Raw genomic sequence first — 13,624 nt, 5'->3', positions numbered from 1 at the left:
GCAGATAAAGACACCGCCGCAGGGCCGCCGTGCCCTCGCGCAGCAGTAGCTTAATGGAATCCGTTAATTAACAATAAAGATTATACCACGATAAATAATTCTTTTTTGAATTTACAAAAAGAATTTACTTCATCATAATATAACTGTAAGATTTATCAGATAAATAGCAAAAATAATATAAAAAGTAAACAGGAGGATATTACTATGCGCAAAATGAGATTAGGGATGCACAGCTACACTCTGCATCTTTGGGGCTTCGGGCAGAACTGGGGCATTCACGACAAGCCGTACGCCAAAACTTTCGACCTTTTCAAGCTGATGGATTATGCGGTCGAATGGGGGCTCGACGGCCTTCACATAACGGGCACGGACTTGGAGACTAAGGACGACGCGCGCCTTGCAGAGGTAGCCGCAGCGGCGAAAGAGCGCGGCCTCTACCTCGAGTATAACTGTTCCCTGAACGAAGAGTTCGACACGCGCCTCAACGAGACCTTCGAAAGCGCGGTGACGGTGGCCTCCAAACTAAACGCCGAGCTCGTAAAGTTCAGCCTCGACATACGCAGGGAGCGCCCGCTTTATGGAAGCTGCTTCCAGCCGACGGTCATGAGGCAGCTTGCCGGAATCTACGACCAGATCAAAAAGGCGATTCCCACAATCGAAAAATTCGGCATCCCGGTCGCCCTCGAAAACCATACGGAAACATATGCGGACGAGATACTGTGGCTCGTCGATAAAGTGAATCACCCGCTCGTGCAGGTCTGCGTCGATACGGTAAATTCATTTGGAGTACTCGAGGGGCCGCAGGCCGCCGTTGAGAAACTCGCTTCGCGCGCGATCTGCAACCACTTCTGCGACCACCAGCTTTCCAGAGACCAGTACGGCGCAAGGTTCCACGGCGTCGCGATCGGCGACGGCGACATCGACGTCCAGAAGGTCCTTGACCTCATACGCAGGGTATCGCCGACAGATAAAATCACCTTCGAGATCGAATGGGATATGGAAAACGATACGCTCGAAGAGGCGAAGGCGAAGCAGATGGACGCCTGCATCCGCAGCATCAGGTACCTGCGCGACGTGCTGAAGGTAGGACGCGAAGACGAGCTCGTGGACCTTTATTGCAATAAGTAGCCGGATAAGTTGGGAGGTGGCGGTTTTCTGCAAAAGAGCTGAAGACGGCGGCGTGAGCATAGAGAGAGAATTACCTGATTGAGGCTTGGATCTTTTACATATGGGAGAAAGTACGAATCATTTAGGAGGGCAGAGTGATATCTATGAAAAAATATTCGACATTGATCATCGCATTGACGATCGTTGCAAGCACTGTCGCGTTCGGGAGTACTGCGGAGGCGGCAAAATATCGTCTGGCTTCTATGTACGCGACGGACAACTACGTAGTCCGCGCCCTCACGAGAGTGGCGGACAGAGTCAGAGAGCAGACGAAGGGCGAAGTGGATATCGTCATCTATCCGTCAGACCAGCTGGGCAATTATGAAAACTGCTATCAGGAAGTCATGCGCGGCACCATCGATATGATAGGCAATTATCCTTCGTCGAGATTCAATAAGAAGTTTGAATTGGTCTCCGTCCCCGGGCTTACCGTCAGCGACGAGCAGGCCAAGAAGCTCTTGTCGAAGGACTCGCCGATGCACAAATTCCTTGAAAAATGCTACGATGAGAACGGCGTCGTTTATATCGGCTCATATCTCGACGCCATCATGTACTGCAACATCGGCAAGGGAAGAAACATCAGAGACCCCTTTGCGGTCGGAGACAAGAAAGGGCTGACCGTACGCGTCGTCCCCGTCGCCGCGTGGAGAGCCTTTTATACGAATATGGGGTATTCCGTCGCCACGATTCCCTGGGCGGAAATCTTCTCATCTATCCAGACGGGCATCATCGACGCCGACACGGGCATGAACACGGAACAGGCGGTCGCGTCGCTGGGCGAGGTCTTAGGCGCGCACGTACAGTATCTGGGCGCCTCCGTAGTCGTCGTGAACGACTTCTGCATCAGCAAAAAAACCTGGAACAAATTCGACGACAAGACGAAGCAGATCATTATCGACGCCTTCGAAGCCGAGCGTGAAAGGGAATGGAAAGACGCCGTAGGCGCATACTATCGCGACCTGGAAACAATGAAAACAAAACTGGGCATGAAAGTTTATACGCCCACAGCGGCGCAGGTCAAGAGCAACCATGAGGTAGCCGTCAAATATTGCTGGCCTGAAGCGGAAAAGATCGTGGGCAAAGGCATTTTTGAAGAAATCAACACTTTCCTGGGCAATAAATAGCCGCAGGCCGAAATTTTTTAACATGGAGCTCTGCAATCGGTCAAAAACGGGCTATACTTTGCGCCGCAGAGCTCCATGCGCCGTTAATAGGGAGAGAGGAGTGATTCTATGTATTTGGAAGAAAGAATACAAAAGACATGGGGCTGGGACGCGCTGCTGAAGCTTCAGCGTTTGCTGGCGGCCATATCGACGATAATCGTCGTTTTTGAATTGGGCATCGTAGTCGTCTGCCGTTACATTTTTGAAATAAACGTTTTGGGATACGATGAAATCATACTGATAGGCGCATATTGGATGTATTTCATCGGCAGTTCTTACGCGACTTGGGAAGAATCCCACGTTTCAGCGGACGTTCTTGCTATATTTGTATCAGAAAGGGCCAGACGGAAGCTCTCTTTATTCTCAAAAGCCGTGCAGGTGGCGGTAGGGATACCGATGGTCGTTCTGTCATTCGACCTTGTGCGCTGGGACGTGTTGATCGATCCGAGGACCATAGACTGGGGGATCCCATATCTCATTCCGCACATGGGCATATTTGTGGGATTCATTCTGATGCTATTTTATAACTGCGTTTACCTGCTCAGAGATTATCATCGCGTGAAAGACTTCAAAGATTAGCTTGTACGCTGTATGTCCATGACTTGTTAGAGATTGGAGAGAAAAACAATGACATCGATCGGAATTGCGATGCTGCTGGTAATCATTTTAATAATAGCCGGAGTGCCCATCATGTACGCTTTCATGGCCGCTGCGCTTGGTTTGGTAGTACTTTTAGACTTGGATCCAAGCTTTATAATATCCTATGGATACGACAGCACGAACGCGGTCGTGCTTTTGTGCGTCCCTCTGTATGTATGCGTCGGCACCATCATGGCAAAAAGCAATATAGGCTCCGCGCTGATCAACTTTGTCGACTTGTTTGTGGGGCGCATCAGAGGGGGATTGGGGATCGCCGGCGTTTTCGCCTCCGCTATATTCGGAGCTATTTCCGGCAGCACTACCGCTACGCTGACCTGCATAGGGCCGATCGTCATCCCGAAGATGATCGAAGACGGCTATCCCCGCGGGCACGCCGCTGCATTGATAACAAACGCCTGCCCGCTGGGATATTTCATTCCGCCGAGCGCACTAATGATCATCTTCGCCTGGTCCGCCCGCCAGTCTATCTTAGCCTGTTTCCTGGCGACGGTCATACCGGGCATCATCCTTGCCACGCTGCTTTCCGCAACGAACGTCGTGATGCTCAGGAACGTCAAAAATCTGAAGAGCGAAGAAAAAATCCCCTCGTCGGAGATAGTGAGGGAGGTATTCAGCAGGGTCAAGTGGAGCGTTCCGGCAATTCTGATGCCCGTCATAATCCTTGGGGGCACCTATTCCGGAGTCTTCACGCCCACGGAATCCGCAGCTATCGCAATATTCTACGCAGTGCCGGTCGGCATGCTGATTTATAAAAAGCTGACGTGGAAAGCCCTTTATGAGACGTTGGCGGACTCCGCGACAACGACCGGCGTCATCATGGTGATGATCTTTTGCGTCATGGTCCTTTCCCGCATTATGGTGATGCAGGACCTTCCCTCCGTCATCACAGATTTTCTGCATTCGATATCCAACAGCAAATATGTCATTCTGATGTTCATCAATATCGTTCTGATAATATTGGGGATGATCATGGATGATACGAGTTCTATGCTTCTGGCTGTCCCCATCTTAATGCCAATCGCAAGAAGTTTTGGTATAGATCCCATACAGCTTGGTGCGATCATGGGCATGAACCTGGGGCTCGGGCTCATCACCCCGCCCTGCGCTATGATGCTTTACTTCGGCTCCCGCGTTTCAAAAGTACCGGTCGCGGAGATGATGAAGCCGACATTGATGTTTATCGCCTTCGCCTGGGTACCCACGCTTCTTTTGACTACCTATATCCCGGCGCTGTCGCTGTGGCTGCCGCGGCTGGTATTAGGAAAGGGCTTCTAACTGCGGCCGTATAACGGCCGCGATATAAGGAACGGAATAGCTGTCTCTCCCCCGAGCCTTCCGTGTAATGCGAAAACCAGTCGGCCGTCTGAACATAGGCCGCATTACAAGGAAGGCTCTTTTTATCCCATCTTAGGACTCATGGGACTCATGCCGTTACGGCCGTCGAGCGACGGCCTTTTATCCTGCCTCTTCGATGCGGTCTATTATGCGACGCTTTCCTCCGCCGCGGCATGGCTTGTCCGTTATCGCGACCTCCGCGGCTATCTCGCGCGGCAGAATCGTCGACAGCGCGTTATAAATATCGTCGATTTTCAGCCGGTTGCCTCCATATGCCGTTATCGACAGTATTTTCCCGCGGGCGTCTTCTCTTAGCGAAGCGTCGTAGCGCCACAGCTCATTATTTCTGTATAAAACGTCGTCGATGGACTCTATTGAAAAGCTGCCTCCGGCTGCCTTTATCAGATTTTTCAGCCTGCCGCGCACCGCTCCGAGGCGCGGCAGTGCGCTGCCGCATTCGCATTTCCCGCTCACGAGGGAAGAGACGTCGCCTGTGCGATAGCGGAAGAGCGGCATTGCCTCGTTGGCGAACGTTGTTACTACGATCTCCCCCTCCTTTCCGGGAGGAAGGGCCCGTCCCGTCTCGGGGTCGATTATCTCGATCAGAAGGGAGTCGTGGCGTATGTGCTGCGCACTCTCTTCCGAGCACTGCACGGCGCAGCCGAAGCAGCTCTCGGTCATGCCGTAATGCGTGTAGACGCGGCATTTCCACGTTTTGCGCAGCGCTCCCGGGACGGGCGCCGGAACGTAGTCGGCGCTCAGCAGCACGCTTTCCGGCCGCAGCGTCGGATGTTTGCGGCAGAGGTGTATCATCTGCGACGGGAGGCCGACTATAACGTCGCCGTCGCGCAGGAAGCGCGCCGCGTCGTCGAAATCGCGGATCCCGCCGTATATGGCTGCCGGCACGCCGCTTTTTTCGACGCCGCTTTTAAGAAGGCTCGCCATGCTGCCGGGAGCTGCGTCCGACATCATGACGACGCAGCGCCGGCCGCGCCTTCCTATGATCGGGGCCATGCCGAGCTCGAAGAGACGCTCCGTGCGGGCCAGGTCTTTTTCGGTGAAGTATATTCTTTTCGGCGCGCCCGTGCTGCCGGAGGTCGGCAGCGACGTCACGCGGGAAATGTCGCGCCTCGGAACGCATATAAGAGCGTCGGCGCCGTCGATTATCTCCTGCGGATATGTGAAGGGAATCCGCTCAAGCGCCGCCGGCGAGTCTATCGACGCTATATCTATGCCGGCAAAGCGCCTCGCGTAAGCTTCGCTGTGCGAGGCTGCGCGCTCCATCGCGGCGCGTATCTGAGAGAGCTGCCACTCGGACATTTCTTTCTCTCCGATCGGCGTTTCAAAGCCCGTTATCTCCGAAGTTACAGACTCAAGAGCGGAAATCATTTCCCGCGCCCGCCTTTCTCCGCGACGAAGAGCCCGTAACCGCACTTCGCCGCTTTTATTTTTTCGGCGGCGCCTTCCCCGAATAGATCTTCGGGCGCGCCGCCGTCAAGTATCAGCTGTCCCCAGAGCTCGCGCATTTCGCGCGTGAAGTCTTCGAAGGCGAGGAGTTTAAAGCCGGCCTCCTCGAGCCGCAGGATTATTTTCTCTTTTCTTTCGACGCGGCCGAGCGTCCTGGAAAATTTTGCTTCCGTCCCGCGCGAATAAAAGTCGGCGACGATTATCTTTCCCCCCTCTTTCAGCGCGCGCGCGGCGCTTTTGAGCGCCTCCCGCGGCCTTTCAAATAGCGAAAGGCTGCATTGGAAAATCATGCCGTCGAGCGACGCCTCGCCGAATGGCGGCTCTTCGGCGCCGCAGCAGCGAAGGTCGAGGCCGGGGGCCGAGGCTTTTTCTATCGCGGCCGGGTCGCTGTCGATTCCGCATACCATGTAATCCGTACGCTCGTTCAGGTAGCGGACGCACTCTCCGCCGCCGCAGCCTACGTCCGCAAGCGCGGCGCCGGGAGGAAAGGAGCATATGGCCAGCGCGCGCTCGATAAGGGCCGTTCCTCCGGGCGACGGCAGGTCGCGGCAGCTCATCAGACGCGATCCCAGAGCGTCATGTAATTCACGCAGAAGGGGACGAGCCTTCCGTTTTTGGCCGCGTGAAGGCTGCACATCCGCAGGCGTTCGAGGTCTACGTTCCCGGCGTCCTGAAAGGCCATCGAGGTGACGGTGAAGCCGTGCGTCGCGATGCGCGAAAGGAAGTAATCCATATCTTCCATGTCGTTAGAGGAGGAGCAGCAGGAGGCGTTCTCTTCTTTCGGCCTCTGCCATCTGCGGCCGACGAACTCGCGGTTTTTATCGGCAGGGTTTTCCACGCCGCAGCAGCAGCACGGCGCGTCGTCGCGCTTTTTCGTCAGCGCGTGGAGCCCCCCATCCTCCAGCACGACGAAGTCGCCGTGAAAGCCGCAGAGCGGATGGTCGCAGCGCGAGGGCTGTAGGCTGCCGCTTTCGACCAGCCCGCTGGACTGCTCTTCTATAGCGCAGACGAGCTCGTCGAGCGTAAAGCGCGCGCCGTCGTCCGGTATGTTAGGGATGCGCCCCAGGTAGGCCGCGGGCTGAAAGTGTACGCCGCGCACCTTCGGCGACTTGGAGACGGCCCAGCGCAGTATGCCACCGATAGCGCCGTCGTTCACGCCGCGCACTATCGTCGGCACGAGGGTGACGCCGACGTTGTATTTGGCGCAATTATCTATGGCTTTCTCCTTTACAGCGAAGAGCGGTGCTCCGCGCAGTTTTTCGTAGATTTCGTCGTCCGTCCCGTCGAACTGCATGAAGACGAAGGAAAGCCCCGCGTCGGCCAGCTCTTTGACGTAGGCCTCGTCCTCGGCCAGGCGTATTCCGTTGCTGTTGAGCTGAACGTATTTGCATCCGAGCTTTTTGGCGGCCGCCGTGATTTCGGGCAGGTCGTCGCGCAGCGTCGGCTCGCCGCCGCTCAGCTGGACGAGCGTCTTCCCTGGGACTGCAAAGCCGGCTATTTCTTTTACTATCTCTTCGGCCGGCCTGTCGCGCGCGCCGTCCGGGGCGGCGAAGCAGTAGCGGCAGCGCAGATTGCAGCGCCCCGTCACTTCGAGCACGATGCAGCAGGTCGCGCTCTTGTGGGCCGCGCAGAGCCCGTTTTCCCTGCATTCGGAGGGACAGTTCGGCGCCGCGGCCGCGTCGAGTAGCTCGACGTCTCCGTACCAGTCGAATATGCTTTTTTTATTCCTCCATATGGTTGCGGAGAAGGGGCCGTGCTCGGGGCAGCTTTTATCAAGATAAGTCGCCCCGCTGCGCACGACGACAGAGGCGTCTACCGCGCGCCCGCAGCGCGGGCAGATGCTGCGCGTCTTTCTTATGACCTTTTCCATATTTTGCCTCATTTACTTATCCTCTATAGATACCTCCACCTGCGCCATCTTGCCCCTAGCGAGGCTTTCGGGGATGAAGACCTGCCCGCAGACGGGGCAGCGCAGCACTTCTGTGCTGAAGGAATGCTCCAGGTAGCTGAAGAACGCCTTGTGCATCTCAAGTTCGACGCCGCATCTGCTACAAGTCAGCTTTGGTTTTTCTTCCATGCCACACCTCTTCAAGCTCTATCTTCATACGGTGCGGATACGCGTTATGCACCCTGTAGCCGTCTTTTTCCGGCGAATATTCGGCCCAGCAGGTGATATGTCCGATCTCGCTGTATCCGATGAAATGCCCCCGCTCGTCGACCAGCTTTCTTCCCGTCTTTTCGCAGAAAGCGATCACGGCGGCGACGTCTTCTTCGAGTATCCTGTCCCTGTTCATCTTAGCTTCGAGCTCCGGCGAAATAAAAAGCGGGATTTTCTCTTTTTCGGGCAGTTCCATGCCGAGCAGTTCCTTTGTCAAAAGCCTCTTCACCTCTTCTCGGTTGTCGCGCCTTTTGCTGTACGTCGGCGTGCGCCCCTCCCTCTCCAGCCCGAAGAGCAGGTCGAGGATGTGCCGCACCGGCTTGCCCGCGTCGGCAAAGACGTCGCGGCAGTTCGTGCAGTAGACGACGTACGGCGCCTCTCCCTCCGAGAGCCGTTTTTCCACGAGCCACCTCGCGTAGGGGGGATTCGCTATCGAGATCTGTCCGCCCCACGAACAGCATTTCGCGCGCTCTTTTTCATATTCCAGCGGGCTCAAGACGTATCCCGCGGAGGAGAGCAGAGCGCGCACGTTCCTCTGCGTCTCGGGAAAGTCGCGCGCCGAGCAGGGGTCGAAAAGCGACACCTCCGCGCCGTGCGCGTCGGGGATCTTCGCCCCCAGCTCCCAGAGCAGGTCGGAGAGCATCCTGCCCTTCATCTCCGGCAGGTGGCGGTTCATCATCTCCCTGCACGTAGGACAGCCGAAGATGATCTCCGGCTCGCCACAGCTGCGCCATTTATCCTTCAGTTCGCCGCAGATGCCTTCATAAACGCCTTTGTCGCCTGCCCACAGCGCCGGCGCGCCGCAGCAAGTGACGTAAACGGCGCAGGGGCCGGCGAGCTCCCGCAAAAGCGCGTATGTCTTAGTGACATAATCCGGGTTCGACGCGCCCATCTGGCAGCCGGGGAAGAACAAATAGGCGCATTTGCCTGCGGGCGTGTAAAAGAACTGCGCGCGCTCCGAGCGCGAGAAATCCATGTCGTTGAGCCAGAATTCATGGAAGGCCCACGGCATGGCCTTCTTTTCGCGCATCGCTATATGGCTTTCCCTCATGAAAAGCCCCACGTCGATCTTTTCCGGGCAGACTTTGCCGCAGAGCCCGCACTGATTACATGTGGAGATGAGGCGCGTCGCCACCGTGCCGTTGCCGTCGAGCGTGCCGGGGTATATCGTGATGTGTACCTCTTCCTCGATCAGCTTGGGGAATTTCTGGAAATACGCCATCATGTCGCAGGCGCGGACGCAAGAATCGCAGCGGCATCTGATGCAGCGCAGCGCCTCCGCCGCGGCTTCCTCCCCGCTGTAGCCGTCGGAAGAGGCGGGGAGGAGCTCCGGCTTTGTCTCAACGCCGTCGAGGTTCAATTTTATCCTCGTGGGTGGGTGCGGCTCAGCGCTTTTCGCAATTCCGGTTTTAAGGTAGCCTTCGATGAGCCCTGCCGCCGCCGCGCCCTGCGCTATCGCCTCGACGGGGGAGGCGCCGAGCAGCGCGCCGCCGAGAAATACCCCGTCGAGAGAAGAGGCCGAGGCTTCGCGCATTTCGCAAGCCCTCAAGAGCCCGAAGCTTTCGCCGCCTCTGCCGGTGGCGACGTACACAGCGTCGAACTTCTCTCTTATTTCGCCGATCTCCCCTATCTCGCGGCCGAGGAGGAGCTCGTATTTTTCTTTGGAAAACTGCTCCGCTATATCCTTTAAAAAGATGTCGGGGGAGAGCGTCTCCCACAGCCGCCCGCCGAGCCTCTCCGTCTTTTCGTAAACCGTGACGTCATACTTTTTGTTGCACAGGTGCAGCGCGCACGCCAGGCCGCCAGCGCCGCCGCCTATCACCGCGATTCTTTTCCCCTTCGCGGGCAGATTGTAGCTGTTCGGCGCCGTGCGCGTCGCTGATTTTACGACGGCCTGCTCGATAAGCTTGAGGTTTACCGCGCCGCCCCTGTCTTTAAGCGGGCAGCCGGCGCGGCAGGGTTCGCCGCATATCTGGGAAACTATTCGCGGAAAGGCTACGGCGTTCGCGTAGGCCCTGTAGGCTAAGTTGAACGCTCCGCGGCCGGCCTTTGGAATAAATCCGCGCACGTCGAAATGGAAGGGGCAGGCCGATACGCAGGGAGCGGCCTCCTTTTCCAGGCAGCAGTTTCTGATCTGATTTTTTACAGTCTCGTCCATGGTTACCCGCCCGGCTCTATATAACCGAATTCCTCAAGCAGCTCCTTCGCGCGCAGATATGTCGCCTTCAATATCTCGGGGCATTTGACCGCTTTTTCGTAAGGGGCGAGGTGCGTTATCGCGCGGCAGTCGGCCGAGCCGTACTTTGCGCAGAGCTCGTTCGTGAACCAGTCGGCCATTTCCTTCGTCATCTCGATATTTTTCTCGTCGAAGAGCGCGAGCATACAGACGGCGCCGGTCAGAGCGCCGCAGATAAGCCCGCTGTGTATTCCGTCGCAGAGGGCCCTCGCCGCCTTGACGAACTGCTCGTTGCTTTCGCCGCGAAGCTCGAGCCCCATCTCTATAAGTATCGAAGAGCAGCAGAGCCCTTCGACCTTCAGCTGATACATCCGCTTCAGTTCATCATCCATATCAAGACACCCCGCAGCCGTTTGTCGTCCTACATTTTTATAGCATACTTCGGGCCGCGTGTAAAAATGCGGCCCGAAGTACAGCTTCAAGTCGTTATCCGATTCTTAGAAGAATTTTTCCGTGGTGTCGCCGAGAGCGCGGAAGAAATCTGGCTCTCCTTCGTACTTCACCGGATTGGCCTTTATGTCGTCGAGCTCTTCGTAGAGGTCGGAGCCGAGGAAGTATTTCGCCGGCTCTTCGGGCCTGCCGCCGGCCGCTATCGCGTCGAGCCCGGCCTTCACCTTAGCCGGCGTCGCCGGTATCTCGTGGATGCGCACGCCGCAGGCGTTGTTGATGGCGTTCAGCACAGCCACGTGTCCGGACGACTGGAAGGCTTCGGAAGCGCCGGAGGAGCCGAAGGGGCCGATTTCATCTGGGCGCTGGTAGTGTATGACGTTGATTTCGTCGGGGATGTCCTTGATGTAGGGGACGCCGCACGCCGCGATGTTGGTGTGTTTCTTCACATCCTCGTATATTTCGCTGAGCGCGAAGCCTATGCTGTGCGAAATGCCGCCGTACGCCTGGCCGTTTACCGCGGCCAGATTGCCCACCTTGCCGACGTCGTCGACACAGCTGAAGCGAAGCACCGTCGTCTTGCCGCTCTTGGTGTCGACTTCGACTTCGGCCATGTTGAGGCAGTAGGTGTATGAGGGGCTCGGGTCTCCTATGCCGGTGTTGGGGTCGAGGCGGCAGAGCCCTTCGACGCTGGCGCACGTCCATTTTCCCGTGTACTTCGTCGGGATGCCCTCGGCCTTCATCTCCTCGTAAGTGCGGAACGTGCCGTCCGGCTTTCTCATCGCGTTTATCAGCTGCTCGGCCGCGTTCATCGTCGCCTTGCCGCTCATGTAGTGCGTGCGGCTCGCGCCGGACATGCCGCTGTCCGGGCACAGCTTTGTATCGTTCTGCACGAGCTTGATCATATCCGGCGTCACGCCGAGCGGCTTGAGCGCCTCAAGCGTAAGCATCAGCGAGCCGATGTCGCCGCCCTGGCCGAGCTCCTGATATGTGTCGTACTTCGTGAAGGTCCCGTCGGGGTTGAGCTCGATGGCGGCAGCCGATTTGTCGGTGCCTCCCTCCGTTACGTTAAACCCGCCCCACGCGAGCCCCACGCCGCGGCGCTTTTCCGGCGTGTCGGCGGCCTTAGCCTCCGCCACCGCCTTGTCGTAGAGGGGCTTCAATATGTTCATCATCTCTTCCATCGGGTACTGACGGAAGGGATAGCTGTTGATATTCGTATCGCCGGGGCGCCCTATGTTGCGGTAGCGGAAGTCGAAGGGGTCGATCCCAGCCTTTTCGGCGAGCATATCGACGAGTGCTTCGCTGAGTGTATAGGCCTGCGGCGAGCCGTAGCTGCGGTAGGCCGTGCCGAAGTTGTGGTTGGTGTTCGCGACGCGGCAGAGCCCTGCAACGTTCGGGATCGAGTAGGGGAAGAAGGCGAAGCGCGCCTGCTTTGTGAAGCAGTCGTCGCCGCCCCACGAGTATGCGCCGTGGTCGAGGCCGAAATCAAATTCCGCCGCGGTCAGCTTTCCCTCCTCGTCGCAGGCGAGGCGCCCGTTCGAATAGGATGGGCAGCGCTTTCCCGAGAAGTGCTGGTGTTCCTCGTAGCTCATCGAAAGCGCCACCGGCTCCTTCATAACGACGGCCGCGGCCCCCGCCAGGCAGAGGTCGCCGGCGTTCGTCGACCAGCCGAAGCTCGCCCCCGTCGGGTTCATCATTACGCGCAGCTTCGACGTCGGTACGCCGAGGCAGGTGCCTATGCGGCTGATCGAGGAGTAGACGCCCTGAGATTTGCACTGGAACGTGAGGAAACCGTCCTCGTCGAAGTAGCACTGCACGGAGTCGCCTTCGATCGAAAGGTGCGGCTCGCGCGACGAATAGAAGCTGCCTTCGACGCTGTAAGCTGAGTTATCGATGATCTCCGCCACCTTTTCCGGCTCTTCGAGGCCGGCGCCCTTGAGTACCGGCTGCTTGCAGAAGATGTTGGGCGTGTCCTCGTGGATGCGCTGGGCGTCCGGCATCGCCGCCTCAAGGAAGCTCAGATACTCCGGAAGCTTTTCTATCTCGACCTTCACCTTGGCGGCCGCGGCGCGCGCGTGCTCCTTGGTGTCGGCGACCGCGAGCGCTACTACATCGCCGTAGCGGTAGATCTTGTCCTCGGCGAGGACGTTGCGGCTGGGAATCCTTACCGTGCTGCGCTCGTGGAAGTTGGCTTCGGCCATCACGTTCGAGCCGCCTGCCGCCTTGAGGTCCGCGGCCATGATGATTTTCTTCACACCGGGCATCTTCTCGGCTTCAGAGGCGTCTATCTTAAGAATCTTCGCGTGATGAGCGAGACGGGGCTGGACCACCGCTACCTTAAGCGTGTCGGCGGGCATCTTCAGCTCCTGGTCGTCGCCGTAGTCGGCGAGCCCGCACACCTTGGCGAGAGAGGTCGGGCGCACGAGCGGCTTGCCGTAATATTCCTTGTCTTCGGGAAGTTTGACCTTTATATCGTCGATCGTGGCCTCTCCGCGCACCACCTTGGCGGCATCCATGACCGCGTCCACTATCTGTTTGTAGCCGGTGCAGCGGCATACGTTCCTATGTTTATGGAACCAGTCGCGCACCTCTTCGCGCGTCGGATTATCGTTTTTCTGCAGCAGCGCGTACGAAGATACTATAAATCCAGGCGTGCAGAAACCGCACTGGACCGCGCCGTTGTTCATAAACGCCACCTGCACAGGGTGCAGATTAGTCGGCGTGCCTATCCCTTCGACCGTAGTCACTTCGCTGTATTCGTCTATGCGCGCCATCTTGCGCGCGCAGGATCTGACGAGCTCCCCGTTCAGAAGAACCGTGCAGGAGCCGCAGACGCCTATGCCGCATCCGACCTTTACGCTGGTGAGCCCCAGGCGTCTCAGCACATCCGCCAAAGAGTCTTTTGCGGGATCGCAGGCGAACATTCTGTTCGCCCCGTTTATCTTGAGCCACATCTTTCTCAATGCCATTTCCTTCAGCCTCCCCGTGTTTTTTGCTGCTTACCGCCCTTTAAGTTGCGATATGCCAAGCTTCATACCGCGGGCCCGA

The 13,624-nt window shown here is 57.4% G+C and carries 11 protein-coding genes; 4 read left to right on the top strand and 7 right to left on the bottom strand.

What is annotated here, in order from left to right; all coding sequences use genetic code 11:
• Positions 1-204: 204 nt before the first annotated feature.
• From EH55_RS08555 to EH55_RS08540, 4 genes are all read left to right on the top strand, one after another.
• On the top strand, positions 205-1,128 hold the full coding sequence (locus tag EH55_RS08555; protein WP_037976745.1) for a sugar phosphate isomerase/epimerase family protein: 924 nt from the start codon (positions 205-207) through the stop codon (positions 1,126-1,128).
• A 143-nt stretch (positions 1,129-1,271) separates the two neighbouring features.
• Positions 1,272-2,291, top strand: coding sequence for a TRAP transporter substrate-binding protein DctP (gene dctP, locus EH55_RS08550; protein WP_037976744.1), 1,020 nt, complete (start codon positions 1,272-1,274; stop codon positions 2,289-2,291).
• Positions 2,292-2,399: 108 nt separating this feature from the next.
• Entirely contained in the window at positions 2,400-2,909 is a 510-nt protein-coding gene (locus EH55_RS08545) for a TRAP transporter small permease (protein ID WP_037976741.1), read from the top strand.
• A gap of 48 nt (positions 2,910-2,957) precedes the next feature.
• Positions 2,958-4,265 carry a TRAP transporter large permease gene (locus tag EH55_RS08540; protein ID WP_037976739.1) on the top strand — a complete coding sequence of 436 codons (1,308 nt, stop codon included), beginning with the start codon at positions 2,958-2,960 and terminating at the stop codon, positions 4,263-4,265.
• Between the two features lie 180 nt (positions 4,266-4,445).
• Here EH55_RS08540 and EH55_RS13510 read toward each other — a convergent pair whose 3' ends face one another.
• The 7 genes from EH55_RS13510 to EH55_RS08505 all read right to left on the bottom strand — a co-directional run bounded on the left by EH55_RS13510 (position 4,446) and on the right by EH55_RS08505 (position 13,545).
• Positions 4,446-5,714 carry a DVU_1553 family AMP-dependent CoA ligase gene (locus tag EH55_RS13510; protein ID WP_051682768.1) on the bottom strand — a complete coding sequence of 423 codons (1,269 nt, stop codon included), beginning with the start codon at positions 5,712-5,714 and terminating at the stop codon, positions 4,446-4,448.
• The gene (gene trsM / locus EH55_RS08530; RefSeq protein ID WP_037976736.1) at positions 5,711-6,349 is read right to left on the bottom strand and encodes a DVU_1556 family methyltransferase; all 639 of its coding nucleotides are present in this window, start codon (positions 6,347-6,349) and stop codon (positions 5,711-5,713) included. Before trsM ends, EH55_RS13510 begins: the two co-directional genes overlap by 4 nt.
• Positions 6,349-7,674 (bottom strand): radical SAM (seleno)protein TrsS, encoded by a 1,326-nt coding sequence (gene trsS / locus EH55_RS08525; RefSeq protein ID WP_051682767.1) that lies wholly within the window; start codon positions 7,672-7,674, stop codon positions 6,349-6,351. The genes trsM and trsS overlap by 1 nt, the downstream gene beginning before the upstream one ends.
• Positions 7,675-7,869 (bottom strand): DVU_1557 family redox protein, encoded by a 195-nt coding sequence (locus tag EH55_RS08520; RefSeq protein WP_037976733.1) that lies wholly within the window; start codon positions 7,867-7,869, stop codon positions 7,675-7,677.
• Entirely contained in the window at positions 7,841-10,108 is a 2,268-nt protein-coding gene (locus EH55_RS08515; protein WP_037976731.1) for a pyridine nucleotide-disulfide oxidoreductase/dicluster-binding protein, read from the bottom strand. Before EH55_RS08515 ends, EH55_RS08520 begins: the two co-directional genes overlap by 29 nt.
• Before the next feature lie 2 nt (positions 10,109-10,110).
• Positions 10,111-10,518, bottom strand: a complete 408-nt coding sequence (locus EH55_RS08510; RefSeq protein ID WP_037976729.1) for a DVU_1555 family C-GCAxxG-C-C protein — start codon at positions 10,516-10,518, stop codon at positions 10,111-10,113.
• A gap of 105 nt (positions 10,519-10,623) precedes the next feature.
• Positions 10,624-13,545 (bottom strand): molybdopterin-dependent oxidoreductase, encoded by a 2,922-nt coding sequence (locus tag EH55_RS08505; protein ID WP_070110130.1) that lies wholly within the window; start codon positions 13,543-13,545, stop codon positions 10,624-10,626.
• Positions 13,546-13,624: the final 79 nt, after the last annotated feature.

The sequence above is a fragment of the Synergistes jonesii genome (assembly GCF_000712295.1).
Taxonomy (GTDB): Bacteria; Synergistota; Synergistia; order Synergistales; family Synergistaceae; genus Synergistes; species Synergistes jonesii.
Note: the sequence above shows the minus strand (reverse complement) of the source record. Positions and strands in the feature narration are given on the sequence as shown.